Source organism: Planctomycetota bacterium, assembly GCA_035384565.1.
Lineage (GTDB): Bacteria > Planctomycetota > PUPC01 > DSUN01 > DSUN01 > DAOOIT01.
In genome coordinates this window covers 15,947-41,656 of record DAOOIT010000033.1, presented here as the reverse complement: position 1 = coordinate 41,656, position 25,710 = coordinate 15,947, and the positions used below count along the sequence as shown (strand labels likewise).

At 68.7% G+C, this 25,710-nt stretch carries 20 protein-coding genes; 14 read left to right on the top strand and 6 right to left on the bottom strand.

Translation table 11 applies throughout. From position 1 onward, the window contains the following. Positions 1-18 precede the first annotated feature (18 nt). Positions 19-669, bottom strand: coding sequence for a deoxynucleoside kinase (locus PLE19_13485; GenBank protein ID HPD15960.1), 651 nt, complete (start codon positions 667-669; stop codon positions 19-21). Next, positions 666-1,139: a 2-amino-4-hydroxy-6-hydroxymethyldihydropteridine diphosphokinase gene (folK, locus tag PLE19_13480; GenBank protein HPD15959.1), complete on the bottom strand. Its 474-nt coding sequence runs from the start codon at positions 1,137-1,139 to the stop codon at positions 666-668. Before folK ends, PLE19_13485 begins: the two co-directional genes overlap by 4 nt. 233 nt (positions 1,140-1,372) lie before the next feature. Between folK and PLE19_13475 the strand changes: the two genes are divergently transcribed. The 7 genes from PLE19_13475 (at position 1,373) to PLE19_13445 (ending at position 9,866) form a co-directional block, all read left to right on the top strand. Next, a complete protein-coding gene (locus tag PLE19_13475; GenBank protein ID HPD15958.1) occupies positions 1,373-2,635 on the top strand; it encodes a hypothetical protein in 1,263 nt (420 codons plus the stop codon). A gap of 93 nt (positions 2,636-2,728) precedes the next feature. After that, on the top strand, positions 2,729-3,406 hold the full coding sequence (locus PLE19_13470; protein ID HPD15957.1) for a hypothetical protein: 678 nt from the start codon (positions 2,729-2,731) through the stop codon (positions 3,404-3,406). Between the two features lie 53 nt (positions 3,407-3,459). Then, the gene (gene bamD, locus PLE19_13465) at positions 3,460-4,410 is read left to right on the top strand and encodes an outer membrane protein assembly factor BamD (protein ID HPD15956.1); all 951 of its coding nucleotides are present in this window, start codon (positions 3,460-3,462) and stop codon (positions 4,408-4,410) included. Beyond that, entirely contained in the window at positions 4,407-4,940 is a 534-nt protein-coding gene (gene lptE / locus PLE19_13460) for an LPS assembly lipoprotein LptE (protein HPD15955.1), read from the top strand. The genes bamD and lptE overlap by 4 nt, the downstream gene beginning before the upstream one ends. Beyond that, positions 4,930-6,942, top strand: a complete 2,013-nt coding sequence (gene ftsH / locus PLE19_13455; GenBank protein ID HPD15954.1) for an ATP-dependent zinc metalloprotease FtsH — start codon at positions 4,930-4,932, stop codon at positions 6,940-6,942. The genes lptE and ftsH overlap by 11 nt, the downstream gene beginning before the upstream one ends. Beyond that, complete coding sequence (locus PLE19_13450) at positions 6,939-8,372, top strand: phosphomannomutase/phosphoglucomutase (GenBank protein HPD15953.1); 1,434 nt, start codon at positions 6,939-6,941, stop codon at positions 8,370-8,372. Before ftsH ends, PLE19_13450 begins: the two co-directional genes overlap by 4 nt. A gap of 18 nt (positions 8,373-8,390) precedes the next feature. Further along, positions 8,391-9,866, top strand: coding sequence for a transglutaminase-like domain-containing protein (locus PLE19_13445; protein HPD15952.1), 1,476 nt, complete (start codon positions 8,391-8,393; stop codon positions 9,864-9,866). A 178-nt stretch (positions 9,867-10,044) separates the two neighbouring features. Here the strand turns inward: PLE19_13445 and PLE19_13440 are convergent, their stop codons facing one another. Genes PLE19_13440 through PLE19_13430 form a run of 3 tightly spaced genes read right to left on the bottom strand, consistent with a single transcriptional unit; the run spans position 10,045 to position 12,941 of the window. Next, complete coding sequence (locus PLE19_13440) at positions 10,045-11,145, bottom strand: pyridoxal phosphate-dependent aminotransferase (protein HPD15951.1); 1,101 nt, start codon at positions 11,143-11,145, stop codon at positions 10,045-10,047. Between the two features lie 13 nt (positions 11,146-11,158). Next, positions 11,159-12,103, bottom strand: a complete 945-nt coding sequence (locus PLE19_13435) for an NAD-dependent epimerase/dehydratase family protein (GenBank protein ID HPD15950.1) — start codon at positions 12,101-12,103, stop codon at positions 11,159-11,161. A gap of 4 nt (positions 12,104-12,107) precedes the next feature. Further along, positions 12,108-12,941 carry a hypothetical protein gene (locus tag PLE19_13430; protein ID HPD15949.1) on the bottom strand — a complete coding sequence of 278 codons (834 nt, stop codon included), beginning with the start codon at positions 12,939-12,941 and terminating at the stop codon, positions 12,108-12,110. Positions 12,942-13,091: 150 nt separating this feature from the next. Here PLE19_13430 and PLE19_13425 point away from each other — a divergent pair, with 150 nt between their 5' ends. The 3 genes from PLE19_13425 (at position 13,092) to PLE19_13415 (ending at position 20,427) form a co-directional block, all read left to right on the top strand. Then, complete coding sequence (locus PLE19_13425; protein HPD15948.1) at positions 13,092-15,635, top strand: hypothetical protein; 2,544 nt, start codon at positions 13,092-13,094, stop codon at positions 15,633-15,635. Between the two features lie 11 nt (positions 15,636-15,646). Beyond that, the gene (locus tag PLE19_13420; GenBank protein HPD15947.1) at positions 15,647-16,597 is read left to right on the top strand and encodes a hypothetical protein; all 951 of its coding nucleotides are present in this window, start codon (positions 15,647-15,649) and stop codon (positions 16,595-16,597) included. A gap of 77 nt (positions 16,598-16,674) precedes the next feature. Continuing rightward, positions 16,675-20,427 (top strand): hypothetical protein, encoded by a 3,753-nt coding sequence (locus PLE19_13415; protein HPD15946.1) that lies wholly within the window; start codon positions 16,675-16,677, stop codon positions 20,425-20,427. 25 nt (positions 20,428-20,452) lie between these two features. Here PLE19_13415 and PLE19_13410 read toward each other — a convergent pair whose 3' ends face one another. After that, a complete protein-coding gene (locus PLE19_13410; GenBank protein HPD15945.1) occupies positions 20,453-21,364 on the bottom strand; it encodes a GGDEF domain-containing protein in 912 nt (303 codons plus the stop codon). A gap of 228 nt (positions 21,365-21,592) precedes the next feature. Between PLE19_13410 and PLE19_13405 the strand changes: the two genes are divergently transcribed. The 4 genes from PLE19_13405 to PLE19_13390 all read left to right on the top strand — a co-directional run bounded on the left by PLE19_13405 (position 21,593) and on the right by PLE19_13390 (position 25,707). Continuing rightward, positions 21,593-23,533 (top strand): alpha-L-arabinofuranosidase C-terminal domain-containing protein, encoded by a 1,941-nt coding sequence (locus PLE19_13405; protein HPD15944.1) that lies wholly within the window; start codon positions 21,593-21,595, stop codon positions 23,531-23,533. A 79-nt stretch (positions 23,534-23,612) separates the two neighbouring features. Beyond that, the gene (locus PLE19_13400) at positions 23,613-24,368 is read left to right on the top strand and encodes a 7-carboxy-7-deazaguanine synthase QueE (GenBank protein HPD15943.1); all 756 of its coding nucleotides are present in this window, start codon (positions 23,613-23,615) and stop codon (positions 24,366-24,368) included. 182 nt (positions 24,369-24,550) lie between these two features. Beyond that, positions 24,551-24,910, top strand: coding sequence for a methylated-DNA--[protein]-cysteine S-methyltransferase (locus PLE19_13395; protein HPD15942.1), 360 nt, complete (start codon positions 24,551-24,553; stop codon positions 24,908-24,910). Continuing rightward, complete coding sequence (locus PLE19_13390; GenBank protein HPD15941.1) at positions 24,880-25,707, top strand: prolyl oligopeptidase family serine peptidase; 828 nt, start codon at positions 24,880-24,882, stop codon at positions 25,705-25,707. Before PLE19_13395 ends, PLE19_13390 begins: the two co-directional genes overlap by 31 nt. Positions 25,708-25,710 lie beyond the last annotated feature (3 nt).

Sequence of the window (25,710 nt, the reverse complement as noted above, 5' to 3'; positions counted from 1 at the left end):
GGGGCGGGCTCCCCGCGTTCAGCGGCCTTTTCGGGCAACGGGGGCATAGAACTGCACGCCGCTCTCGAGGCGGCCCATCTGCTCGATCAGGTTGGCCAGCTCGGCAGGGTCGGCGGCCACGTTCACCTCGTCGGTATTCACGACCAGCAGCGGGGTGGCCGAGTAGTCGAAGAAGTGCCGGTTATAGGTTTCCACCACCTTGCGCAGGTAGTCCACCTCCATCGGCGCCTCGAAGTCGTGTCCGCGCTTGCGGATGCGGGCCATGAGCGACTCGACGCTGGCCTGGAGCAGGATGGCGATGTTGGGCTTGGGAATGCCCGAGGCCAGGTAGCTGGCGAAGCGGTGGTAGAGGCGCAGTTCCTCGTCGCTCAGGGTCACGCTGGCGAAGACGCTGTCTTTCTCGAACAGATAGTCGGTGACGGTGGTCTGGTGGAAGAGGTCGCGCTGGAAGATCTCCTGCTGCTGCTTGTAGCGGGAGGCGAGGAAGAAGAGCTGGGTCTGGAAGGCGTAGCGCGCGGGGTTCTCGTAGAAATGGAGAAGGAAGGGGTTGGCCTCGGACTCCTCGAGGATCACGCGCGCGTCCAGGGCCTTGCCGAGGGCGAGGGCCAGGGTGGTCTTGCCCACGCCGATCGGGCCCTCGACGGCGATGTAGGTGAACTTGCGGCTCATGATGGCTCTGTCCCCAGTGCGACCAGCAGTTGTGCGGCGGTGCGCCCCAGAACCGGATGCACCACCCCCGGGGCGAGGGCGGCCAGCGGCTCGAGCACGAACCGCCGCTCGTGCATCCGCGGGTGCGGCAGCGTCAGCCGCTCCCCCCGCCTCACCACGTCGTCATAGAGCAGAAGGTCCAGGTCAATCGTCCGCGGACCCCAGCGTTCGGCCCTCACGCGCCCCAGCGCCTCCTCGATGGCCAGCAGCCGGTCGAGCAGCGCCTCGGGCGACAGGCAGACACGCACGTGCGCCACGGCATTGAGAAACCTGGGCTGGCCTGGCGGCCCGCCCACGGGCTCCGTATCGGCGAAGGGCGACACGGCGACGAGTTCGACCCCCTCGCAGCCCGCCAGGCGGCGGAGCGCCTCGGCCAGCAGGGCCGCGCGGTCGCCCACGTTGCTGCCCAAGCCCACGTATGCATCCGCCATGGCGCGCCCCGCGGGCTGTGGATTCGCCCACGGCGGGGCATTCTAGCAGAAGCCTGCGCACTTTGCAAGATGCCCGCTCAGCCACGGCGGAATCGCCGCGCACCCGGCACTTTTCCCCACCCCATCATTTGGGCTTGACATATCTCTATCCGCAACGGTAGAATACGCACACTAGCGGGGGCGGCGCTCAAGCGCCCCCCGGCGTCTGGACCTAAAGCATAGGAGTGGATGGAATGGCGACCCGCCGGATCGCTCGCGGCCGCGGTGGCTCCCCTGTGCCGATCATCGTTCTCACGGTTCTCGTGGTGGGCCTCATCGGCAGCACGGTGGTGCTGGGCCTCAGCGTCGGGGACCTTGAGAAGAAGCTGGTGGTCACCGAGGACCGCCTCAAGGAGAAGACCGCGGAGGGCCAGAAGGCGCAGAACCGCTTCCGCGAGTACGAGCGCCTCATCGGCTTCACGCTCGAAGGCGCCGAACGCGAATTCACCACCCTCAAGGAAGAACTCCTCAAGAAGGCCCCCCTGCCGGCCCTGGCCGACGTCGAGGGCCCCGCCGCCAAGGCGTTCGTGGACCTCAAGACGCTCGTCGCCGGCTACGCCGACCGCTGCGCCGGCCTCGAGAAAGTGGTCGCCGGCCTCGAACGCGAACTCGCCACCGCCAAGGAGCAGCGCGAGACCGCCCTCCGCGACGGCGCGGAAGCCGCCAAGACCAAGGACAAGCAGATCAAGGTCGAACAAGAGGCCGTCGCAAAGGTGCGCGAAGACCTCGCCAAGGTCGAGAAGGAGCGCGATGAGATCCGCGAGCGCCTCACCGCCGAGGTCGAGGAACTCAAGACGCGCGCCACCAAGCTCACCAAGGACCTCGCCTCGGCCGAGAAGAGCATCCGCGTGCTCGAAGAACAGCGCAAGAAGGACGCCGAGGTGATCAAGGACCTCCAGTTCCCGAAGAAGAAGCTCGAAGCCCTCGTGAGCGGCACCGGCGCCGAGCCGGCCGACGGCAAGATCCTCACGGCGGACGCCGACGGCCAGCACGTGATGGTGGACGTCGGCCGCAAGGACTGGGTGGAAGTGGGCATGTTCTTCTCAGTCTTCGAGAAGGGCGACGAGGACGGCCGCCGCGAGAAGGGTCAGATCCAGATCCGCCAGGTCATGGACCAGATCTCCCGCGCCAAGGTCATCAAGCAGGACGAGCTCGACCCGATCCTGCCCGGCATGCTCATCGTCAACCCCGCCTTCAAACGCGGCACCAAACTCGAGTTCCGCCTCAAGGGGAGATTCCTCGAACCCCGCATCGAACAGATGCTCTCGCGCTACCCCTGCACCCTCGCCGAAAAGGTGTCCATGACCACCGATTACGTGATCGTGGGCGACGCCAAGCCCGACGAGTCGCGGGGCGAAGTGCCTTGGGATGAGGACGAAGAGGTCCTCTTCGCCAAGGAGAACAAGATCACCATCATGCGCGAGCGCGAGATCCTGCACTACCTGGGCGAGCGGTAGCGCGCCGGCGGCACTTGACTTCCGCCCGTAACTGCCTATCATGGGCGCATGAGGCGGTGGCGTTGCCCCTCCCCACGTGTGGCAGGCGTGGCCGTGAGAAATGACCGCGACGAAGCCTGGGACCCCTCCTCCCCCGACGACCCCCGCGACGGCATGGCGCGGGACGACTGGGGCGAGGAAGACTGGGAGGCGTTCCTCACTCGCCAGGACGTTCTCCTCGCGAAATACCGCGAGCTCTCCGAGACCCTCGGCGACCACCCCCAGCGCGACCAGATCATCGGCCGGGAGATGCATTGGGCCCTCCCCGAGGCCATCCTCGGCGCCTCCTGCCCCGAGGGGTGTGAGGAGTGCGAGGCCCGCGGCGAGGAGTCCGAGGAGGACATCGAGAGCGTCCCCGTCTTCCGCCTGGCGAAGGACTACGCGCGGGCGCTGGCCCAGTTCCTGGGCGTTGCCCCGTCGGGTGCGGCCCAGGACGACGGTGGTGAGGATGAGGATGGCCGCCTGGCCGCCGACGCGGCCGCCGATGCGCAGGCCCGCCTCGCCGACGGCCACGGCCTAGGCTACGAGCGCGGCTGGCTCTGCGGCAACATCGTCTGCTGCAAGCGAGCCCTGGCTGCCCTGGGCGCCAGCCTCAATGCCTTGGGCGCTCTGCTCCGGCGCCGCGCCCTGCCCCCCAGCGAGGGCGAAGCCCTGCTCCGCCAGGGACACGAGCTTCAGCAGGCCATCGCCGGGCGCATCGAGGAGCTTCGCCTCCGCGTGTGGTGGAGCTAGGAGCCGCCAGGCGCCCCCGACGAGAGGCGGCCATGAGCGCAAGGAGACGACCGTTGCACACCCCCGCCCGCCCATGCGGCCTCCGCCTGGCGGCGCGATTCGCCCGCGGCCTGGCCGGCGCCGCCCTCCTGCTGGCGGCCGGCTGCGGCGGTCCCTGGGCCGCGCGCCAGACCCCCGAGCAAACGCTCGCCGAGGCCAAGCGGGCCTACGACCGCAAGAACTACTCCCACGCCCGCTCCCTGGCCCAACGCCTCCTCCGCCGAAGCCCCACCTCGCCCCTCGCAGTGGACGCCCGCCTCGTGGTCATCGACTCGCACATGGCGCAGCGCAACTGGCCGCGCGCCTACCAGGAATGCGAGAAGCTGCTCGAGGCCCACCCCCAGACCAAGCACCGCTCCGCCGTGCTCCAGCGCGAGTTCGACATCGCCAAGGCCCTCACCGTCAGCCACGCCTACGTCCTGTTCTTCCGCGTCAGCCGGCGCGAAGAGGGCGTCAAGGCCTTCGAGCGCATTATCGAGCACGCCCCCTTCGGCCCGCTCGCCGACCGCGCACTCTACGAGATCGGTGAGGCCCACTACCGCGCCGAGGACTACCAGGCCGCGCACGACGCCTACGACCGCCTCCTGCGCCAGTACCCGAACAGCCCGCTCGTCATCCGGGCGCGCGTGCGCCGCGCCACCGCCAACCAGCGCCTCACCGAGGGACCGCCCTACGACCTCGCCCCCGCCGAGGCCGCGCGCCGCGACATGGAGGACCTCGCACGCATGTCCGGCAACGAGCGAGTCGCCCAGTACGCCCGCAGCCTGCGCGACACCATGGCCCTGGCCGACTACGACTCGGGGCTCTTCTATTTCGAGCGCTTCAGCATCGAGGGCGGCACGCGCTACATGAAAGCCGTCATGGCGCGCTACCCCGACTCGGAGTACTCCGAGCGCGCCGAGCGCATTCTCGCGCTGGTCAAGCGCCTGGTGGAAGAGGCCCGGCCCGAGGAGGCCGCCCGATGACCCCCCGCCGAGCCCGCGTTCCGCGCCTCATTCTCCTTCTGCTCCCCCTGGCCGGCTGCGGCTACAAGACGAAGTTCGAGCTCCCCGAGCACATCCGCACCTTCTCCGTCAACACCTTCCGCAACAAGACCCTCGAGCGCAACCTCGACTTCGAGTTCACCGAGGCCCTGATCCACGAAATCTGCGCCCGCACCAACCTGCGCGTCGCGCGCCCCGGCGAGGCCGACCTCGAGATTGACGGCGAAATCGAGAGCTTCGAGCGCCACGCCCTGCGCCGCAAGCGCTACGGCGAGCGGATGGAGATGCGCAACCTGCTCTCCGTCAACGTCGAGATGTTCGATACCCGCAAGAACGTCCCCTTCTTCCAGGCCCGCCGCATCGTGGAGCGGGTCGAATTCAGCCTGAACCTGGGCCAGACCCCGCGCGACGGGCGCGACGAGCTGGTGCGCGAGCTGGCCCGCCGCGTGGCCGCGCTCGCCTTCGAACACTGGCCACACCAACCCCCGGAGGCCAAGGCCAGTGGCGGATAACCCGCGCAACCGACCCCCGCGCCGCGCCGGCGATGAGGACGAGGGGCTGGCCCCTCGGCGCTCGCGCGGCCTGCTCATCTGGCTCCTGCTCATCGGCGGCGTGATCCTCGTGGTCAGCCTCGCCCCCAGCCGCATGGGACGCAGCGGCCGCCAGGAACCCTCGTTCGACGAGGTCCTCAACGCGGTCCGCGCGGGCAACGTCCGCAGCCTCCTCGTCCACGGCACCACGCTCTACGTCACGCCGCGCGAGGGCGCCCCGCAGGGCGTCTTCCCCAGCGAGAAGTTCGAGATCACCGTCAGCCCCCAGGTCATCGAATACCTTCAAAAGGCGGTGGACGAGCACAACCAGCCGCCCGGCAAACCTGCGCTGCCCGAGGCCGAGCGGGTGCGCATCTCCTATGGCGAGCAGAGCCTGCTCGTCACCAACCTCGTCGGCATGCTGCCCTGGATCCTCATCCTCGCCCTCCTCTACTACATGTTCATCCGCCAGCTCCGCAACGCGGGCTCGGGCGTCCTGAGCTTCGGCCGCGCCCGCGCGCGCACCGCCAACCCCGAGCAGACCAAGACCACCTTCGACGACGTGGCCGGCATTGACGAGGCGCGCGACGAGGTGATCGAAATCATCGAGTTCCTGCGCAGCCCCGAGAAGTTCCGCCGCCTGGGCGGCCGCGTGCCGCGCGGCGTGCTGCTCGTGGGGCCGCCCGGCACCGGCAAGACCCTCCTCGCCCGCGCCATCGCCGGCGAGGCCGGCCGCCCCTTCTTCTCCATCAGCGGCTCCGACTTCGTCGAAATGTTCGTCGGAGTCGGCGCCTCGCGCGTCCGCGACCTCTTCAAGCAGGCCAAGGACCACGCCCCCTGCATCATCTTCCTCGACGAGATTGACGCCGTCGGCCGTCGCCGCGGCACCGGCCTGGGCGGCGGGCACGATGAGCGCGAGCAGACCCTCAACGCCATCCTGGTCGAGATGGACGGCTTCGACTCCGACCTCGGCGTCATCGTGGTGGCCGCAACCAATCGCCCCGACGTGCTCGACCCCGCCCTCCTGCGCCCCGGGCGCTTCGACCGCCGCATCGTGGTGGACCTGCCCGACGTCAAAGGCCGCGAGGCCATCCTCCGCGTGCACGCCCGCCGCATGAAGCTGGCCGACGGCGTGGACCTCAAGGTGATCGCGCGCGGCACCCCGTACTTCTCGGGCGCGGACCTCGAGAACCTGCTCAACGAGGCCGCCCTGCTCGCCGTGCGGCGCGACCTGCCCGCCATCACGATGGCCGAGCTCGAGGAGGCACGCGACAAGGTGCTCTGGGGCCCCGAGAAGAAGAGCCGCGTCATCGCCGAGGAGGAGAAGCGCCTCACCGCCTACCACGAGACCGGCCACGCCGTCGTCTCCAAGGCCCTCCCCGACGTCGAGCCGATCCACAAGGTGGCCATCGTCGCCCGCGGCATGGCTCTGGGCGCTACCATGTACCTGCCCGACAAGGATCGCTATATCATGCCGCGCCGGCGCATCCTCAGCGAGATCACCTCGCTGCTCGGCGGCCGCGCCGCCGAAGAGATCTTCTGCGACGACATCACCTCGGGCGCCCAGAACGACTTCGAGCGCGCCACCGAGCTGGCCCGCATGATGGTCTGCCGATGGGGCATGAGCGACAGCCTCGGCACCGTCTCCTACACCGAGAACGAGGAGCACCTCTTCCTCGGCCGCGAGATCACCCGCGTGCAGAGCGTCAGCGAGGCCACCGCCGTGGCCATTGACCGCGAAATCCGCTCCATCATTGACCAATGTCACAACCACGCCCGCGAGATCCTCAGCGGCCAGCGCGAGGCCGCCGAGCGCGTCGTCGCCGCTCTCCTCAAGTACGAGTCGCTCGACGGCAGCGAAGTGGACACGCTTCTGGCCGGCGGCGAGCTCGAGCGCGAAGACTACAACGGCGCCGGCCGCGCCACGCCTTCGGCCCCGGCCAGGCCCGCCGAGGGGAGCGCCGAGCCGCCCCAACCGGCATGAGCATTTTCAAGGCCTGCGACATCCGAGGGGCCTACCCCACCGAACTCGCCGAGCCGCTCTATGCCGACCTCGGCCGCGCCGTCGGCACCGTGCTCCGCGGGCAGGCCGACCGGCCCAGCGTTCTCGTCGCAGGCGACGTGCGCACGAGCACCCCAACGCTCCAGGCCGCGCTCATCGAGGGCCTCACTGCCGCCGGCTGCCGCGTCACCGACCTCGGCATCGCCCCCACCCCCCTCGCCTACTTCGCCGCCCGGCGCCTGCGCCCCGACGGCCTCGCCATCGTCACCGCCTCGCACAACCCGGCCGGCGATAATGGCCTCAAGCTCATGCTCGGCCCATTGCCCATCACGCTCGAGCAGATGGGCCGCGTCGAGCAGACCCTGGCCGCGCGCCGCTTCGCGGCCGGCTGCGGCAGCGTGACGGTGCAGTCGTTCGAAGCCGATTACATCGAGTGGCTCTGCGCCTCGGCCGCGCCCGGCGGCAGGCTGAAACTCGTGCTCGACTGCGGCAACGGCACCTATTCGGCCCTCGCCCCCCGTGTGTTGCGGCGCCTCGGCTACCGCGTCGTCGAGCTGTTCTGCACGCCCGACGGCACCTTCCCTAACCGAGCGCCCAACCCCAGCGTGCCCGAGCACCTGTCGGCCCTCTGCGACGCCGTGCCGCGCGCCGGCGCCGCCCTCGGAGTGGCCCTCGACGGGGACGGCGACCGCGTGGCCGTGGTGGACGACGCCGGCCGAGCCCTCACCGGCGACCAGAGCATCATGCTCCTGGCCCAACACGTTCTCGACCCCGCTCGCAGTGCGGCCTTCAGGCCGCGCGCGTCCGATGGCGAGGCGGAGAAGATACGGGCTGAAGCCCGTTCTGCGGACAGGGTCGTGCTCGACCTCAAGTGCTCGAAGGCCGTGGCCGACGTGGTGGCCGCCTGCGGCGCGGTCCCTCTGCTCGAGCGCTCGGGCCACACTTTCATCAAGACCCGCATGATCGCCGAGAACGCCCGCTTCGGCGGCGAGGTGAGCGGCCATTTCTTCTACCGCGAACTGGAGGGCGGCGACGACGGCCTCTACTCCGTCCTCCGGCTCGCCGAACTGGCCAGACAGAGCGAGCGCCCCGTCTCGGCCCTCGTCAACGCCCTGCCCCACTACGCCATCACGCCCGACATTCGCGTGCGCTACAAGGCCGCCGACGGGCCGCAGCGCCTCGAGCAACTCGCCGCGGCCGCCACCGGGGATGTGCTCCGGCTCGATGGCGTCCGCATCGCCTACCCCGACGGCTGGGCCCTCGCCCGCTGTTCGGTGACCGAGCCGTTGCTCACGTTCCGTTTCGAAGCCTATGCCGGCTCGCCGCGAGCCATCGCCGAGCGCTTTCTCGCGCCGGCGCCCGACCTGTTGCGCGCCGTGCTCTCGCGTCTCGATGCCCTCGACAACGCCTGACCTGGAGACACGAACCCCATGAACTACCGCCGCCGTGTCGCCCTCCCCATCTTCGCCGCCCTCGCCGCGAACGCCTTCGCCGGCGCCACCGACACTGACTTCGACGCCCTCGTCAAGCGGCACCTCGGCGAGAGCCACTGGTATGGCGTCTACGTGGACGGCACGAAGTCCGGCTACGCGCTCATCGAATGCAAGGAGGGCAAGGTCGGCGAGCAGGACGCCGTGGTCGTGGACCTCAAGATGCGTTTGAAGCTCGTCGCGCTCGGGCAGAAGCAGGACGTGCGAGTCTTCCAGACCCGCACCTATCTCCGTTCGGGGGAATTGCACGAGGTCGCCTGCCGCATGAAGACCGACACCACCGAGGCCCAGGCCACCGCCGTCGTCCACCCCGACAAGGCCGTGATCACCATGACCATGGCCGGCCTGGCCTCGCCGCCCAAGGAGCTGCCCAAACCCAAGGAGAGCCTGCGCGACTGGGCCGCCGCCGAACGCCTGGCCGCCTCCGACGCCAAGGTGGGCGACAAGGTTTCCTTCTCCATGCTCGAACCCCTCATGCTCGCCGAGTTCGAGGGCACCATCACCCTCAAGGAGCGCAAGCAGATCGTCTTCAACGGCGTGCCCACCCAAGTGGCCGTCATGGAGAACCGCGTGCCCAAGCTGGGCATGGATGGCGACGTGGTAGTGGACGGGCGCGGTGTGGTGCTCGAGCAGAAGGTAGGCGAGACCTTCATTCTGCGCCTCGAGACCGAGAAGCAGGCCAAGGATGTGCAGTATTCCGCCGACCTAGTGCGCGTGGGCTGCGTGAAGCTGGACCCGCCCCCGCGCGATCTGGCCACGTTGCGCAAGCTGCGCTTCCAGCTCACGGGCGTCGAAGACCCCGAGCTGATGCTCACGGATGGCCGCCAGCGCTGGAGCCAGGGGCCCGACGGCTCGCGGCTCGTGGAGGTGACGGCCCAACCTGTGCCGCCCGACAAGCTGGCCAAGCTGCCGGTGGACAAAGCGAAATTCGCCACGGACCTTGCGCCAACCGTGTTCGTGCAGAGCGAGGAGCCGGCCATCCAGGCCCTCGCCGCCCAGATCGTGGGCGACGAGCGCGACGCCTACGCCGCCGCGAAGAAGATCAACGCCTGGGTCTACGCCAACATCCGCAAGGTCGGCACCGCCGCCCTCTCCAATGCGGCCGAGGTGCTCAAGACCCGCGAGGGCGATTGCACCGAGCACACGGTGCTCTTCGTCGCGCTGGCTCGCGCCGCCGGCATCCCCGCCCGCGAGGTGGCAGGCGTCACCGCCATCGAGCGCGGCGAGGGCCTCTACTACCACGCCTGGCCCGAGGTGTGGGTCGGCGACTGGATCGCGATGGACCCCACGCTGAACCAGGACCTCGCTGACCCCACCCACATCAAGTTCGCCCAGGGCGGCGCCGAGAACCTCTACCGCATCATCGCCATCTTCGGCCGCCTCAAAGCCAAGATCGTGGACGACCCCGCCAAGTAGTCGTATGGGGGAGGAAACCCTTTCTGGCAGGAAGGGCTTCCTCCCCCACAGCCCCACCTTCCCAAAGACTCCCTGGTTGGTGCGAGCGTTGCGTGCCTCACGCAACGCTCGCACCAACTCGAGAGTCCTTGGACGGGGCCTGGGGGCACCTTTCTGCCAGGAAGGTGCCCTCAGGTCGCTAACGCTTCACGAGGCGTTGAAGCACTTCGATGCCGCGCCGGATGGTGGCGTCGGCGACGGGGAAGGCGATGCGGAAGTGGGTCTTGCGTTCGGAGAAGACGCTGCCCGGGATGATGAGCAGGTTGTGCCGGATGGCCGCCTCGACGAACTCCATGTCGCTGCCCCAGGGCACGCGGGGGAAGATGTAGAAGGAGCCACCGGGCTTCTGCACCTCGTAGCCGGCGTCGCGCAGGCCGCCATAGATCAGGTCGCGGCGGCGATGGTAGGCGGCCATCAGGTCCGACACGTCGTAGTCGAGGGCGGTGAGCCCCGCGCGCTGGGCGAACGAGGGGGCGCACACGAAGGTGTATTGCTGGAGCTTGGTCATCGCCGAGATGAGTTCGCCTGGCCCCGCCGCGTAGCCGAGGCGCCAGCCGGTCATTGCGTAGGTCTTCGAGAAGCCGCTCAGGAGCAGCGTGGGCGGATAGATACTGGCCATCGAAGTGTAGGGCTCGTCATAGACGAACGCCTCGTAGGTCTCATCCGACACCACCAGAATGTCGCGAGGCCGCGCGAGGTCGGCGACCATGCGCAGCTCGTCGGCCGTGTAGACAGCGCCCGTGGGGTTGCACGGGCTGTTGACCACGATCATCTTCGTGCGGTCGGTGAGTAGGGGCTCGAGGGCCTCGCGGCGCAGGCGGAAGTCGGGATACGTGTCCAGGAACACCACCTTCGCGCCGCACAGGGTGGCCAGGTGCTTGTACATCACGAAGTAGGGGTCGGGGATGATCACCTCGTCGCCGGGGTTGAGCGTGGCGAGGAAGGCGAGCAGCAGGCCGCCCGAGACAGCCGAGGTGATGAGCGTGGCCTCGGGCTCGAACTGCTTCCGTTCCTTGAGCATCTTGCGGATGGCCGCGTGCAGCTCGGGGATACCCTGGGTCTGGGTGTAGCGGTTGTGGCCGGCGCGGATGGCCTCGATGGCCGCGAGCTTGATCGGCTCGGGCACGTCGAAGTCGGGCTGGCCGATGCTCAGGTTGATGGGGTCCTTCATCGTGGCCGCGAGGTCGAAGACCTTGCGAATGCCCGAGGCGTCAATGTGCCTCACGCGGTCGGAGAGCATGGCGGCTCCTGTCTCAGAGGCCGTAGAAATCGCGGATGGATTGGATGGTCGGCGGCAGGCCCTTCGAGAGGGGCGTGCGGGCCGTGAGGCCGAGGAGCTTGCGGGTGCGGCTCATGTCGGCCTCGGTGTGGCGGGCGTCGCCCTTGGCAAACTCTTCGTGGCGGACACGGGCCTTCTTGCCCAGGATGCGCTCGATCTGGCGGATGAGCTGGTTCACGGTGACGGTGCTGGCGCCGCCGACGTTGAACGCGGTGTCGCTGAGCTTCGAGCGGGCGGCCAGCAGGTTGGCCTCGACCACGTCGCTGATGTAGGTGAAGCCGCGCGATTGCTCGCCGTCGCCGTAGACCGTCAGTTCCTCGCCGCGAAGCATGGCGAGGGTGAACTTCCAGATCGACATGTCGGGCCGCCCGAGCGGGCCGTAGACGGTGAAGTAGCGGAGCGAGATGGTCGGCACGCCGAAGTTGTGCTCGTAGAGGTGGCACAGGTGTTCGCCGGCGAGTTTCGTCACGCCGTACGGCGAGAGTGGCACCTTCGGGTCGTTCTCCTTCGTCGGGCGCTCGCGGCCCTCGCCGTAGACGGACGACGAGGAGGCATAGACGAACTTCCTCGGCCTGACGCGGCGGGCGCACTCGAGCATTCGCTGGGTGGCGAGCACGTTGTTGTTGGTGTAGATTTTAAAGGTTTGGCCCCAGCTCGCGCGCACGCCGGCCTGGGCGGCCTGGTGGAAGATGAAGTCGGAGCCGGTCGCCAGTTCGTCGAGGTCGGCCGTCAGCACGTCGCCCTCCACGAAGGTGAAGCCGGGTTGGTCGGCCAGCGTGGCCACGCGGGCCTCCTTGACCGGGCGCGGATAGTAATCGGTGAACGAATCAATGCCCACCACCTCCGCGCCCTCGGCGAGCAGCCGGCGGCACAGGTGCGAGCCGATGAACCCCGCGGCGCCCGTGACGAAGCACTTCATGGGATCACTCGAGCCCCTTCTTGCTGCGGGTCGTCTGGAGCTCGACGTTGGGCTTCCGGCGCTCGAGGAAGCCCATCGAAAGCTCGATCGCCTCGCGCGCCTCGTCGGCCGTGGTGGTGCCGATGGTGACCATGTCCTGGTCGCGGATGGTGTTCCACACGAAGGCGAGCCCCACGGGCGGCAGGAGGCGGCCCGCCGCCAGCGGCTTGATGGTCATCACGGGCTTCTTGGCGTTGTGGATGATGCGCATGCACCAGTCGGCCTCGATGGTCATCAGGAAGCCGGCCGAGTTGTAGATCTGGATGTAGGTCTCCACGTCGGCGCCCGTCTGATCGGCGATGACGACGCTCTCGGGCAGATGGGTGGAGAGGCCGGGGATCATGCCCCGCTCGCGGATCAGCCGCGCGTAGCCGTCGTAGCCGCGGATCGTGCGGTGCAGGCGATCCACCAGGCAGTCCACCAGCGACGAGTGCGGGAAGCAGAAGGTCGCGCCCAGCTCCTTGCAGCGGTCGAAGACCGGGGCGGGCTCCTGCTCGGGCGGCCCGCCGGGGCGGATGTTGAACGTGGGCGTGAGGATCAGGTGCATCTTGCGGCCCGTGCGGTACTGGGCGTCCTCGATGGCGCCGCTGAGCATGGGCACCGGCATCCCCATCACCGCGTCCACCCCGTGCTCGAGGAACACGGTGAGGATGTCGGCCACCCGCTCGCGGGTCATGAACTCCCGGATGAAGCGGTCCTTGGCCGCGCTCGTGTGCGAATAGCCCAGGAACCAATTCGTGCCGACAATCAGCCGCGAAATGGACACCCCGCCGACGCTGGTGCGTGGAAACGCGCTCATCTGGTTCGTCGCCCCTTCCGAATGTGGCCAGGCTCCCGACTTAGCATGTTCACAGAGGGTACTCGGGCAGAGGCCCTGCGTCAAATCGCGCCGCTGTCTCGCCTTGACTCCCCCTGCACTCCCTAGTACCATCGGGACGGAGGAGTAGCCATGCCGACCGGGATGCGCGGAGCCAAAGATTTCTACAAGGAGCGCTTCGGGCTGAGCGACCGCTTGGCCGTGCGTCTGGCGGCGCTGCTGGCGCACAAGGTGGACCTCACGGCGGCAGCCATCGAGTGTCTGCGGGATTCGCCTGCACTTCAGCACGTCGTGCTGCACCCCCGGCTGTTCGAGGCCACGGCGTCGCTCGACACGGACTCGCTCAAGTCGCTAGCCCTGCCCGGCGAGCAGCTTCCGGGGTCGTTCGTCGTGTGCGAGGCCGGGGGCTGGAAGACGATCGCCCTGGAGGAGGAACTGCTGGCCGAGCAAGGCGCACCCGAGGAGCCGGAGGCCGCCCAGTTGCCTGCCCTCACGCCGCGCGGGCAGGTGCTCCATCCCAGCGAGATTCACGATCTGTTCACCCGCCGCGACATCGCCGAGTTGGAGCTGACTCTGCGCACGAGCGCGGACCCGAAGGAGAAGGTCACCGCGATCCGCCGCCTGGCGCTCTCGCCCGCCTCGGACCGCGAGAAGATGGCGCTGTTCGCCGCCGCGCTGATGGACCGGGAGGCCGAGGTCCGCAGCGAGGCGGCGCAGGCCCTCGCCTCGCTGGGCCTGGCCCCCGAGGTGGCCGAGGACGCCCGCTTCCTGGCCGAGGGCAACGAGCGGCAGCGGCAATCGGCGGCCCAGCGCCTCGGCCGTCGCTTCCGCACCGCGGCCGACACCGAGCTGGGCGTGCTCCTGCGGCTCATCGCAGGCACCCTCCGATACGAGACGTCGGTGGACGTTCGCCGCCTGCTCATCCGCGGCATCGAGGGCGCCTGCCGCTCTGTGGCCCGCGATGCGCGCGGCTGCCAGGAGCTGGTCCACGTGCTGCTCACGCAGCTCCGCGACGCCGCCGAGGAGCTCGGCCCCGAGGTCCGCCGCGTGCTGCTTCTCCTCGGCGAGGCCAACCCCGAGGGCGTCTCGCGGACCCTCGAGCACGAGCTGGCCTCCATCGCCGACCACCGCGTCCGTCGTCCCCTGGTGGCCGCCGCCATCGAGCTGGCCTCCACGGCCGAGGCCCGCGACCGCGCGGTCGCGCAGGGCATCGCCGAGATCGAGGCCAGCGCTGACCCGAGCGTCGAGTGCCTCCAGATTCTCAACGCTCTGGGCAAGACGGGCGACCCGGTGGTGCCGGCGGTGGCCGAGCGCCTCCTCGGCGCGCCCGAGGCGGCGCAGGAGGCCCTCGTGCGCCTGCTCGACATTCTGGGGGGCCGCCCGAAGACGCCGCCCGCCGTCAAGGCTCGGATCGGCCTCCTGCTGCTCGACGCGCTCCGCCGCGGGCACCGGGCCGCGCGCCTCGCCGTGATCAATTCCCTGGCCGCGGCCGACCCCGCGCTCCCCTCGTCCACGCGCAGGGCGCTGGCAGCCGAGCTGTTGCGTTCGCTTCAGGAGTACGCCAGCCCGGGCATCCTGGCCGCCATCGAGGCCATGGTCGCCAAGCTGGGCGCCCCGGCGCTCCCGCCGCTCCTCGAGATGGTCCAGCGGGGCGAGCGGCCCGCCTCCCGCCTGGCCGCGGCGCGGGTGCTCGGCGAGCTCGCGGCTCGGTTGCGCCCGCGCGAGGCCGCCCAGGTGGCCCGGGCCGTCTCCGTCGTGATTCGGCAGCTCGGCAGCGGGTTTCCCGACCGGGCCGTGCTCGCCCGCACCCTGGGCCAGATGTGCTCCGGCCCGGCCGCCGCCAGAGAGGTCGTGGCCACGGCCGCCGCCACCCTGCGCTCGCTGATCCTGGAGAAGGGCATGGCTCACGCGGCCCTGGACGGGCTCGGCCGCTTGTGCCTCAGCCCGCGCGTGGAGCCGGCGCTCAAGGTGGAGTTGCTCGATTTCTTCGGCCGCATTCTCGACCGCGATCTGCCGGACATCGAGGCCAAGAGCCTGGGCACGAAGAAGGACGAGGTGGTCTACGCCCTCGGCGGCGAGGTGTCTGCCTACACCGAGCTGGTGCCCGGCGTGCTCGCCGGCTTGCGCAACATCGCGCTGACCTCGAGCGGCGTGCCCCACGAGAGGGCGGTCGAACGCCTGATTCGCACCTGGCGCGAGATCGCCGACGGCTCGCTCCAGCTCGGGCCGGGCAACACCGATCTCCTGCTCCAGGCCCTGCGCGATCTGGGCACCTTGCCCGACCTGCCGCTCGCGCGTCGCGAGGCCATCGCCGAGGCGATCGCCCTCCGCCGCGACTACCTGCCCACGGTGCGCGTGCTGGCCGATGTGCTGGTCGCAGCGGGCAGTGCCATGGCCCCGCGCGCCGCCGCACTGGCCGAAGAACTCCTCCACCGCGAAGCCACCGACCGCCAGCTCACCGCAAACGAGCACGGCATCCTCCTCGAGACGCTGGTGCGGCTGGCCACGGCGGCGGCCCTCGGCCGCGCGGCCGGGCGTCTGCGCGAGCGGATCGTGGGCGCGGTGGTGGACGCGCGCAACCGCGAAATCGAGCGGGCAGCCGCCCTCGTGCGGACTCTCGCCCAGTCGCCCGCAATCCCACAGAAGCTCAAGAAACGCCTGCCCCCTTCCAGTTGAAAGGAACGCTGATGTGCCCGTCCGCACCCGACGCGTGCCCCGATGAAGGCCGCCGCGAGTTTCTCAAGCAAGTTGGCGCCGCGGCCGTCGTCGCCGGCGCCGTCGCCCACACCGCCGTTGCCGCCGAAGCCCCCGCCGAGCAGCCGGGCAAGATGCCCATGATCCAGCTCGGCCCCCACACTGTCTCGCGCCTCATCGTCGGCGCCAACTGCTTCAACGCCGGCTCCCACCTCTCCACCTTCGTCAACCGCGAGATGAAAGCCTATTTCACGCCCGAGCAGATCCTCAAGACCCTCCGCCGCTGCCAGGAGGTCGGCATCAACGCTTGGCAAAGCGGCTGCGGCAATCTCGCCCTCTACCGCCGCTTCCTCGAAGAGGGCGGTAAGATGCACTTCCTCGCCATCGAGTGCGACAACCCCGCGGTGATTGACACCCTCAAGGCCGGCGGCTGCATCGGCATCGCGCACCACGGCGAGCGCACCGACTCGCTCTTCAAGAACAAGCGGCTCGACCACGCCCACGACTACCTCAAGCGTATCCGCGACGCCGGCCTCCAGGTCGGCGTCTCCACCCACATGCCCGACGTGGTGGACTACGTGGAGTCCAAGGGCTGGGACGTAGACTACTACATGACCTGCGTCTACGAGCGGCACCGCAGCGCCGAGGCCCTCAAGCAGCTCCTCGGCTACACGCCCATCCCAATTGGCGAGGTCTACCTCCGCGAGGACCCGCCGCGCATGTACAAAGCCATGCAGGCGACCAAACGCCCCTGCCTCGCCTTCAAGATTCTCGCCGCCGGCCGCCTCTCGGAGCACCCGGCAATGGTGGACATGGCCTTCCGCGAGACCTTCGCCAGCATCAAGCCCACCGACGGCGTCATCGTCGGCATCTACGACCGCTACAGCGACCAGCCTGCCGAATGCGCCGAGCTCGTCCGCCGCTACGGCACGCCAAAGGCCTGAAGAAATGCCCGCGAAACACGCCGACGCGTCCATCGAGTTTGTTCTGTTCATCTGGCGCCTCGTTTCAGGAGCATCCCATGCACCTACGTCCTAGGGCGACCGTGTGCCTCGCCCTTCTCGCCACCTCGCTCACGGCCCTGGCCGACACGGGCCTCGGGCGCCACAAGAAGGCATATGCCGTGCCCGTCCCAGGCAAGGTGGTGATTGATGGGAAGCTCGATGATTGGGACCTCTCGGGCCAGATATTCATGTATGTGGTCTCCGAGACGAGCGAGATGCAGAGCGCGCGCTGCGCGCTGATGTACGACGCCGAGGCGCTCTATATCAGCGGGGTCGTCCGAGACCCCTCGCCGATGATGAACCGCCACGACCCAAACGTTGACCCCGACAAGGCCTGGGACGCCGATGTCTGCCAGATTTTCCTGTCGCTCGACCCCGCCCTCGGCTACCCCATCCACAAGTCGTCCTTCAACAAGGACGAGAGCGACAAGATGTGCACGCTGATGCTCTGGTACTATACCGACCGCAAGGAGCCGAACCTCGTGGCGATGCGGGCGATGACCTTCAGCAAGCCGCTCCGCCCCGACCTCTCGGCCAACGGGGTCATCCCGCGCGACAAGTTCCAGGCCGCCTACCTCAAGGCCGACGACGGCCGCGGCTACACGTTCGAGTACCGCATCCCGTGGGCCACCTTCGGCGTCAAGCCGGTCAAGGCGGGCGACATCCTGGCCGGCTCCATCTGCGTATTCTGGGGCACGCCCGACGGGCTGAAGACCGCCGGCGGCGGGGCCTGGTGCTACGACGTCATGGCCGGGCCGGGCTTCGTCTACCAGTCGTCATCCGTCTGGGGCAAGATCATCTTCTCCGACAAGGGCAACTTGCCCAAAGACCTTGTCGAGGAGGGCCTGCCGCCCGAGAAGCCGATGCCGCTGACCTTCGCCTACGACGTGCCCGAGGAGAGCGAGGTGAGCATCTGCCTCGCCGATGCCACGGGGATGGTCAGGCGCATCCTCGTTGCCTCCGGCGCGCGGCGGGCGGGGCAGAACGTCGAGCGGTGGGATGGCCTCGACGACGCGGGCAAGCCCCTCGCCCCCGGCACCTACACCTGGAAGGGGCTGACCCATCAGCCGCTCAAGACCAAGTTCATCCTCTCCGCCCACAACAGCGGCCAGCCGCCTTACAAGACCGACGACAACACGGGCGGCTGGGGCGGCGACCACGGCAATCCGACCTCTGTGTGCGCCTGCGGCGACGCGATGTTCCTCTCCTGGAACATGAGCGAATCGGGCTGGGGCATCATCAAGACCGACCTCAAGGGCAAGAAGCTCTGGGGCATCCGCCACAACGCCGAGGACATGGCGACCGATGGCGAGCGCCTCTTCGTCGTCGGCGACCACGGCTACGAGGGCGAGCATTCCGTCAAGGTCTTCGACGCCAAGGATGGCCGCCCCCTCAACTGGGGCAACGGCAAGCCCTTCCTCGCCCCGCCCCCCGGTGGCGACGAAAAGTCCAACGTCGCAACCGCTGTGGCCTACCGCAATGGACTCGTCTTCGTCTCGTGGACGAAGCGCGACCTAGTGTGCGCCTACGACGCCAAGAGCGGTGATCCGAGCGCGCAAGCCTGGCTGAAGATCGGCCTCGATGCTCCCCGGCGCTTGGCACCTCATCCCGACGGGCTGGTGGTGGTCACTAGCAATGGAGTGGAGATGCATCCCCTGACGAGCAGGGACACCGCAAGGCGCCTTCGCGTGGATGAGCCCTCGGGAGTAGCCACATCCCCTGATGGGACGATCTACGTGGCGAACCGCGGAAAGCTCCAGAACATCTCGGTTTTCTCGCGCGATGGTAAGTACCTCAAGAGCATCGGCAAGGAGGGCGGGAGGCCGAGGGTGGGGCGATATGACCCCAACGGCATCCTGGAGCCAGGCGGCATCGCACTCGACAAGAATGGCAACCTGTGGGTCGCCGAGACCCTGGACGGGCCAAAGCGACATAGCGTCTGGGACACGACCAGTGGGAAACTCGTCGCCGAGTTCTTCGGCGGCTCGTCCTACTTCGGCTGGGCCTACATGGACCCTAAACACCCCGACGAGCTGTACTGCCACAACGTCCTTTGGAAGGTTGATCTCAACAAGGGCACGTGCGTGCCCTGGAGCACGATCTGGCGGCCGACCGCCGAGAACATGATCGACATGCCCAACCCCGGCGGCTACGCCGGCCACTTCCGCGTGATGACCGCCAAGAACGGAAAGCAGTTCGGCTGGGGGATGATTGACTACTCGAACATGCTCTTCATCCGCGACGGCGACATCTTCAAGCCCTTTGCGGGCACCATCCGCATCGCCTTCGGCCCGTACGGCGGCGGCGTGCTGTATCCCGTGATGAAGGGCATGAAGGAGGGCGCCTACCTGTGGCAGGACGCCAACAACGACCAAACCGTCCAGGCCGCCGAGCTGACCACCTCGCCCACGGGCCGCGGCGAGACGGCGTTCAACTGGCTCGACGCCGACCTCAACGCCTGGAGCGACACGGGGTTCATGTTCAAGCCCGTCCGCTTCGAAGCCGACGGGCGGCCGGTCTACGACTTCGCCCAGCGGGTCGAGGTGCCGTTCAAGGGCAACAACTCCAACGGCACGAGCCTGATCTACGACGACAGCGACGGGGCGGTTTACACCCTCAGCCCCGGCCGCGAGCCCGGCTTCGCCCGCTGGACCCGCGACGGCAAGCTCGTGTGGGGCTACGGCGGCATCATTGACTGGAACAAGGCCCTCAGCCTGCCGATGGTCACGCCCGGCCGTCTCTACGGCCTCACTATGCCCCTCGGCATCGCCGGCGACTTCACCGGCGCCGCCACCTACTTCGGCCCCTACCACATCTTCACCCGCGACGGCATCTACGTGGGGATGGTGATGCGGGACGGGCGGAGCGGCGGACTCGGCCCCGACATCACGGCCTCCGAGGTCGTCACAGGCCAACTGGTCAAGCCCGACGGGATGAACCGCATCTTCCTCCTCGCCGGCGACCAGGATGGCCGCGTGACCGAGATCCTCGGCCTCGACACCGTGAAGCGCCTGCCCGGCGGCACCTACGTGCACTCCGAGGAGAACGCGAAGCTCGCGGCCAAGGCCCTCGCCGACTACGAGCTTGCGAAGGCCAAAGCCCAGCGGCTCGAGATCGTGCGGGGGCGTCCCGCCCTCGACCTCGCCAAAGGCGTCACCAAGACCGTGGACGCGAACCGCGCCTTCACCGCCCGCGCCGCATACGACGAGAAGAACCTCTATATCGCCTACGAGGTCACCAGCCCCGCCGAGCTTGTGAACGAGACCACCGATCCGCGCCTCGTCTTCAAGGGCGGCAACCTCCTCGACATTCAACTGGCCACCGATCCGGCCGCTGACCACAAGCGCAAGACCCCCGCGCCAGGCGACATCCGAATCCTCATCACCCGCCAGAAGGGCAAGCCCTTCGCCGTCATCTATCGCCCCAAGGTCAAGGGCTTCGCCGGCCAACCCATAGTCCTCACCTCGCCCACGGGCAAGGAGAGCTTCGACGCCATCGAGTCGACGGAGGCCGTGAAGCTGGACTACCACAAGGAGCCCGGCGGCTTCAAAGCCGTCGCCACCATCCCGCTTGAGTTGATTGGCTTCGCGCCGAAGGCGGGGGCGAGCGTCCGCATGGACCTCGGCTACATCTTCGGCAACGCCGCCGGCACCCAGGCCGCGCTCCGCGCCTACTGGACCAACAACAGCTTCTCGGCCAACGTGACCAACGACATCCCCAACGAAAGCCGCCTCGAGCCCGCCGAGTGGGGGACCGCGATGGTGGAGTAGCGCGAGACACTGGAACGGGGGCGGCTCACGCGGCCGGGGCGCGAGCGCTGACGCAGTTGCGGCCGCGGGCCTTGCTCTCGTAGAGGCGCTCGTCCGCCGCCGCGAGCAGGCTCTCGGCCGCCTCACCGGGCTGGCCCAGGGCAATGCCGATCGAGGTGGTGACGCGCACCGGCCCGCCGTCGGTCGTGAGGAATGCCCCTTCGACCAGGACTCGCTTGCGTTCGGCGATGGAGCGCAGTTCGTCGAGGGTGACGCGCGGGAAGATGCCCAGGAACTCATCGCCGCCCCAGCGGCCGACGAGGTCGTAGGCCCGAACGTCGCAGGCGAGCGTCATGCCCACCATCCGAAGGGCGTCGTCGCCCAGGCTGTGGCCGTGGCGGTCGTTGAGGCGCTTGAAGTGGTCCACGTCGGCGAGCAGCACTCCCAGCGAGCCACCCAGGCGGCGGGCCTCTTCGAGCCGCGCGGCGAGCACCGCCTCGAGGTGGCGGCGGTTGGGCAGCCCCGTGAGCGGGTCGAGCAGGGCGAGCCGCTCCATCTCGCGCAGTTGCGCCATCGCGGTCACGACGCGGATGTCCTCCGCGAACACCTGCGCCGCGCCACAGATCTGGCCATCGCCGTCGTACACAGGCGCCACTCTCACGGCCACGCGCACGCGGTGGCCGTTCTTGTGGTGCAGGTAGACCTCGCCAGTGCGGGCCTGCCCATCCTCGATGGTCTGCGCCAGAGGGCATGCCTCGGAGCATAGGGGCCTGCCCTGGCCATCCACGTGCTCCAGCATGCCGTCGCTGCATCGTCGTCCCACGGCCTCGTCGCTGCGGTAGCCGGTCAGAGCGGTGGCGGCCGGGTTCCAGTGGGTGATGCGGTGGGAGCGATCCACAACGTAGACTCCATCGTGGAGCTGGTCCATCACCGCTCGCAGAATGTGCGCATCGCTCATGTTGCCTCCGTGCCCCTTCTTGCCGGCCCGACACCGCCCCAGCAGCCCGTGTACTCTAATTCCGGGCTAAGATCAGTCCGTTGTCAAGGCGGCGTTCCGTGCGGGATTCTCTGTGGCGCGGGGCGGGAGGCGCTGTTAGAATAGGGTGTCGCGTGCAGGTCCCGCTGTGCGCCTTGGTTGGAGGGCGCGTCAATGCTCGGGCAACGTCCGTTGGTGAGGAGTCTCTTGGTGTGCACAACGGTTCTGGGTGCGGGCCTCTCAGGGGCCGAAGCCGCGGGGAGAGCCGAGGTCTCGGTCGAGCCCCGGAAGGTCGGGGCAGCCATCTCGCCCTATCTCTACGGCCAGTTCATCGAGCACTTGGGACGCTGCATCCGCGACGGCATCTGGGCCGAGAAGCTGAAGGACAGGAAGTTCCTGCTCGCGCCGGGGAAGTCGTGGGAGGTGGTGAAGCCCGAGGGGGCCGCGTTCGATGCCTTCAACGACCCGGCAGGGGCCTACGCGGGCGACAAGTGCCTGGCGCTCTGGCTCCGGGACGCGAAGGGCGGCAAGTGCGGCATCCGACAGGGAGGAATCGGACTCGTCGAGGGAAAGGAGTACGTCGGCTACGCGATCCTCGCCTGCCTGGGCGAGCCCGCTCCAATCGAGATTCGGCTCGCCTGGGGAGACGCCGAGGCCGATGGGCAATCGGTCGCGCTCGATAAGGTGGGGCGCGAGTACCAGAAGTTCCCCCTCCGTTTCAAGGCGGGAGCGACGACGGATGGGGCGACGCTTTCCGTGCTCTTGGCGAAGCCGGCCTATGTGTGGCTCGCCTGCCTCTCCCTGATGCCGGCCGACCACGTGAAGGGGATGCGGCCCGACACGCTGGCGCTGATCAGGCGTCTCAACCCGCCCATCACGCGGTGGCCGGGGGGCAACTTCGTGTCGGGCTACAACTGGAAGGACGCCATCGGCGACCGCGACCGGCGTCCGCCCCGCTGGGAGCGGGCGTGGAACGACGTGGAGGACAACGATTTCGGCCTCGACGAGTTCCTGGCCTTCTGCCGCGAGGTGAACACCGAGCCGTACATCGCCGTGAACACGGGCCTCGGCTCGGTGGCCGATGCCGCCGACGAGGTGGAGTATGCGAACGGCGCGGCGACGACCCGCTGGGGCGCCGAACGCGCGAGAAACGGCCACCCCGAGCCCTATGGCGTCACCTGGTGGGGCATCGGCAATGAGATGTACGGCAATTGGCAATTGGGCAACGTCCCGGTTGAACGCTACGCCCTGCGCCACAACGCCTTCGTGGAGGCCATGCGGGCGCGCGACCCGCGCATCAAGGTCATCGCCGTGGGCGCGCCCGGCCGCTGGAACGACGTGGTGGTGCCGCTGTGCGCGGAGCACACGGACCTCTTGAGCGCCCACCACTACACCGAGCGGAAGCTCAATCTGCCCTTCTCGCCCGAGGACCTGAGGAAGTGTGAGGAGGGCTTCCTGGCCTACTCCGGCCACGTGGCGAGTGGTGTGCGGGGCCTCGTAGCTGACTTCCGCAAGCGTCTCGGCAAGGGCCACGCAGCCATTGACCGCCTCCGCCTGGCCGTGGACGAGTGGGGCATCGTGCGCGAGTGGAACCCGCGGCCCGACCCGCCCGGCGTGGGCGCTTTCGAGCACTACTATACCCTGGCCGACGCCGTGGCCACCGCCCGCGCGATGCACGAGTTGCTGCGCTCCGCCGACCTCGTGGCGATGGCCAACTGGGCGCAGACGGTGAACGTCATCGGCGCCATCAAGACCACCCGCAACCACGCCTGCCTCGACCCCGCCGGCCACGTGCTCGCGCTCTACCGCGCGCACGTGGACGGCGAGTTGGTGCCCGTGACCGTCTCGGACGGCGCAACGGTTGACGCCGTCGCCGCGCTCGACCGGAAGGCAGGCACGCTCTCGATTGGCCTCATCAACTTCTCACCGCGGGATGAGGTCTCCGTGACGCTCAAGATTGCGGAAGGCGCCAAAGCGACGGGCGTTTCGGGCTGGCGGATCAACGGCCCCAATCTCGGCGCGACCAACGCCCCGGGCCAGCCCGAGTTGGTGACCACCATGCCGCTGCCCGATGGGGTGAAACTCGACGGCCCGCTCGATCTGCCGGCCCATTCGGTGACGGTGCTGAAGGCCAAGCTGGAAAGCCGCTGAGCGGTAGGGTGTGCATGCCTGCACACCGATGCCGAGGATTTCGCGTGCAAGCAGGCACGCTCTACCATTGAGTGCAGGAATGAGCGAGCCATCGGCCCCCATCCTCGAGATCTTCTCGGGCATCCAGGGCGAAGGCATCCTCGTCGGGACGCGCCAGGTCTTCGTACGCTTCTGCGGCTGCAACCGCGCCTGCGCCTACTGTGATACGCGGGAGGCCATCGAGCCGAGCCCCACCTGCGCCGTAGAGCGGGAGCCCGGCTCGCGGCGATGCGTCGCGCAGCCGAACCCGATGTTGCCCTTCCAGGTGGCCGAGGCGGTTGCGGCCCTCAACACCTCGCCCAAGCTCCACCACTCGGTGAGCCTCACGGGCGGCGAGCCGCTGCTCTACCCCGACTTCATCCGCGCCCTTGCGCCCATGCTGCTCGATCTCGGCCTGCCCATCTATCTCGAGACCAACGGCACCCTGCCCAACGCCCTGGAGCAGGTGATTGATGCAGTGCGCCACGTAGCGATGGACGTCAAGCTGACATCGGCGACGGGCCAGCCCACACCCTGGGATGCCCATCGGCAATTCCTCCACATTGCGGCGGCGCGCAACGTGCAGGTGAAGGTCGTCGTGAGCTCGATGGCGACCGACGACGAGCTGGAGCGCGTGGCCAAGGTGGTGAACGAGGGGTGGTTCAAGGCGCCGGTCGTGCTCCAGCCCGTGACGGCGACGGGCAGCATGCGGCCTCCATCGCCTGCCGTGATGCTCCGAATGCACGAGTTCCTCGCGCGGCGCGTCCTAAACGTTCGCGTTATCCCGCAAGTTCACAAGCTGATGGGACAGAAATGAAAACACGACTGCTCCGCACTCGGACACACACGGACACACACGGACAGGTGGCTCTCTCCCGCGGTTCTGTGAGTCCGTGTTTGTCCGTCCCTGTCCGTGTCCCGTTCCCGCGCGGCGCGCTTGGCGCCACATTCAGCGAGAGGGGCCTGGCCCGGCTGGAGTTCTCCCCCCGCGCGCCCGGGATGGCTCGCGCCGGGCACGATTGGGCGCGGCAACTGGTGCGCGAGTTGGCAGCGTACTTCCGGGGGGAGGCCAGCCGGTTCCTCACCCCGCTAGACCTGTCTTCGGCCACGCCATTCCAGCGAAAGGTCTGGGAGGAGCTCCGGCGTGTCCCGTTCGGCACGACCCTCAGCTACGGCGAGCTGGCGCGGCGCGTGGGCGCGCCGCGCGCCGCGAGAGCGGTCGGCCAGGCCGTGGGCGACAACCCGATTCCCATCGTCATCCCGTGCCACCGCGTGATCCGCTCGAACGGCGATCTGGGCGGCTTCAGCGCGGGACTGGAGATCAAGCGATGGCTTCTTCGCCACGAGGGGTGCCTGTGATCGCCGCCGTCTGTTGCGTCGCGTCTCTGAGCATTGCGCGCGCGGGCGAGGCCGGGCCGCCGAAGGTCTCCGAGCAGTTCGGCGCGCCGCGTCTCGATTTCGTCCTCGGCGGCCATCGGGCCTTCCTCATTCAGCCCACGAAGGCGGCACCCGACGGCACGAAGCCGTGGCTGTGGTACGCCCCGACGTTCATCGGCGGCCACCCCGACCCGAGCCACGCCTGGATGTTCGGGCAGCTTCTCGCCCGGGGCTTCGCCATCTGCGGCATCGAGGTGGGGGAATCGTTCGGCAGCCCCAAGGGCCGCGCCGCCTACACAGCGCTCTACGAGCACGTGACGAAAGCCTATGGCCTCGCGCCCAAGGCCTGCCTGTTGCCGCAGAGCCGCGGCGGCCTGATGCTCTACAATTGGGCCGTCGAGCACCCCGAATGCGTCCAGTGCATCGGCGGCATCTATACGGTGTGCGACCTGACGAGCTATCCGGGCCTCGCCCGCGCCTGCGGCGCCTACGGCCTGAGCGAGGCCGAGCTGCGCGAGCGCCTGAGAGAACACAATCCCGTTGACCGCCTGGAGCCGCTGGCGAAGGCGAAGGTGCCCATCCTCCACATCCACGGCGACAGCGATAGCGTGGTGCCCCTGGAGGCAAACGCGGGGGAACTCGTGCGCCGCTACCGCGCTCTGGGCGGCCCGGCTGAGCTCATCGTCATCAAAGGCAAGGGGCACCAGGTGTGCGACGAGTTCTTCAAGTGCCAGCGGTTCGTGGATTTCTTCCTCCGCGGCGGCAGCGAGGCGAAGTGAGCC

Coding starts and splice junctions, on each gene's coding strand:
- PLE19_13450 (HPD15953.1), top strand. CDS start 6,939: ATGAGCATTTTCAAGGCCTGCGACATCCGAGGGGCCTACCCCACCGAA.
- PLE19_13400 (HPD15943.1), top strand. CDS start 23,613: ATGAGCGAGCCATCGGCCCCCATCCTCGAGATCTTCTCGGGCATCCAG.
- lptE (HPD15955.1), top strand. CDS start 4,407: ATGACCCCCCGCCGAGCCCGCGTTCCGCGCCTCATTCTCCTTCTGCTC.
- PLE19_13420 (HPD15947.1), top strand. CDS start 15,647: ATGTGCCCGTCCGCACCCGACGCGTGCCCCGATGAAGGCCGCCGCGAG.
- PLE19_13485 (HPD15960.1), bottom strand. CDS start 669: ATGAGCCGCAAGTTCACCTACATCGCCGTCGAGGGCCCGATCGGCGTG.
- PLE19_13445 (HPD15952.1), top strand. CDS start 8,391: ATGAACTACCGCCGCCGTGTCGCCCTCCCCATCTTCGCCGCCCTCGCC.
- PLE19_13475 (HPD15958.1), top strand. CDS start 1,373: ATGGCGACCCGCCGGATCGCTCGCGGCCGCGGTGGCTCCCCTGTGCCG.
- PLE19_13430 (HPD15949.1), bottom strand. CDS start 12,941: ATGAGCGCGTTTCCACGCACCAGCGTCGGCGGGGTGTCCATTTCGCGG.
- PLE19_13415 (HPD15946.1), top strand. CDS start 16,675: ATGCACCTACGTCCTAGGGCGACCGTGTGCCTCGCCCTTCTCGCCACC.
- PLE19_13395 (HPD15942.1), top strand. CDS start 24,551: ATGGCTCGCGCCGGGCACGATTGGGCGCGGCAACTGGTGCGCGAGTTG.
- PLE19_13435 (HPD15950.1), bottom strand. CDS start 12,103: ATGAAGTGCTTCGTCACGGGCGCCGCGGGGTTCATCGGCTCGCACCTG.
- PLE19_13440 (HPD15951.1), bottom strand. CDS start 11,145: ATGCTCTCCGACCGCGTGAGGCACATTGACGCCTCGGGCATTCGCAAG.
- folK (HPD15959.1), bottom strand. CDS start 1,139: ATGGCGGATGCATACGTGGGCTTGGGCAGCAACGTGGGCGACCGCGCG.
- PLE19_13390 (HPD15941.1), top strand. CDS start 24,880: ATGGCTTCTTCGCCACGAGGGGTGCCTGTGATCGCCGCCGTCTGTTGC.
- PLE19_13425 (HPD15948.1), top strand. CDS start 13,092: ATGCCGACCGGGATGCGCGGAGCCAAAGATTTCTACAAGGAGCGCTTC.
- PLE19_13410 (HPD15945.1), bottom strand. CDS start 21,364: ATGAGCGATGCGCACATTCTGCGAGCGGTGATGGACCAGCTCCACGAT.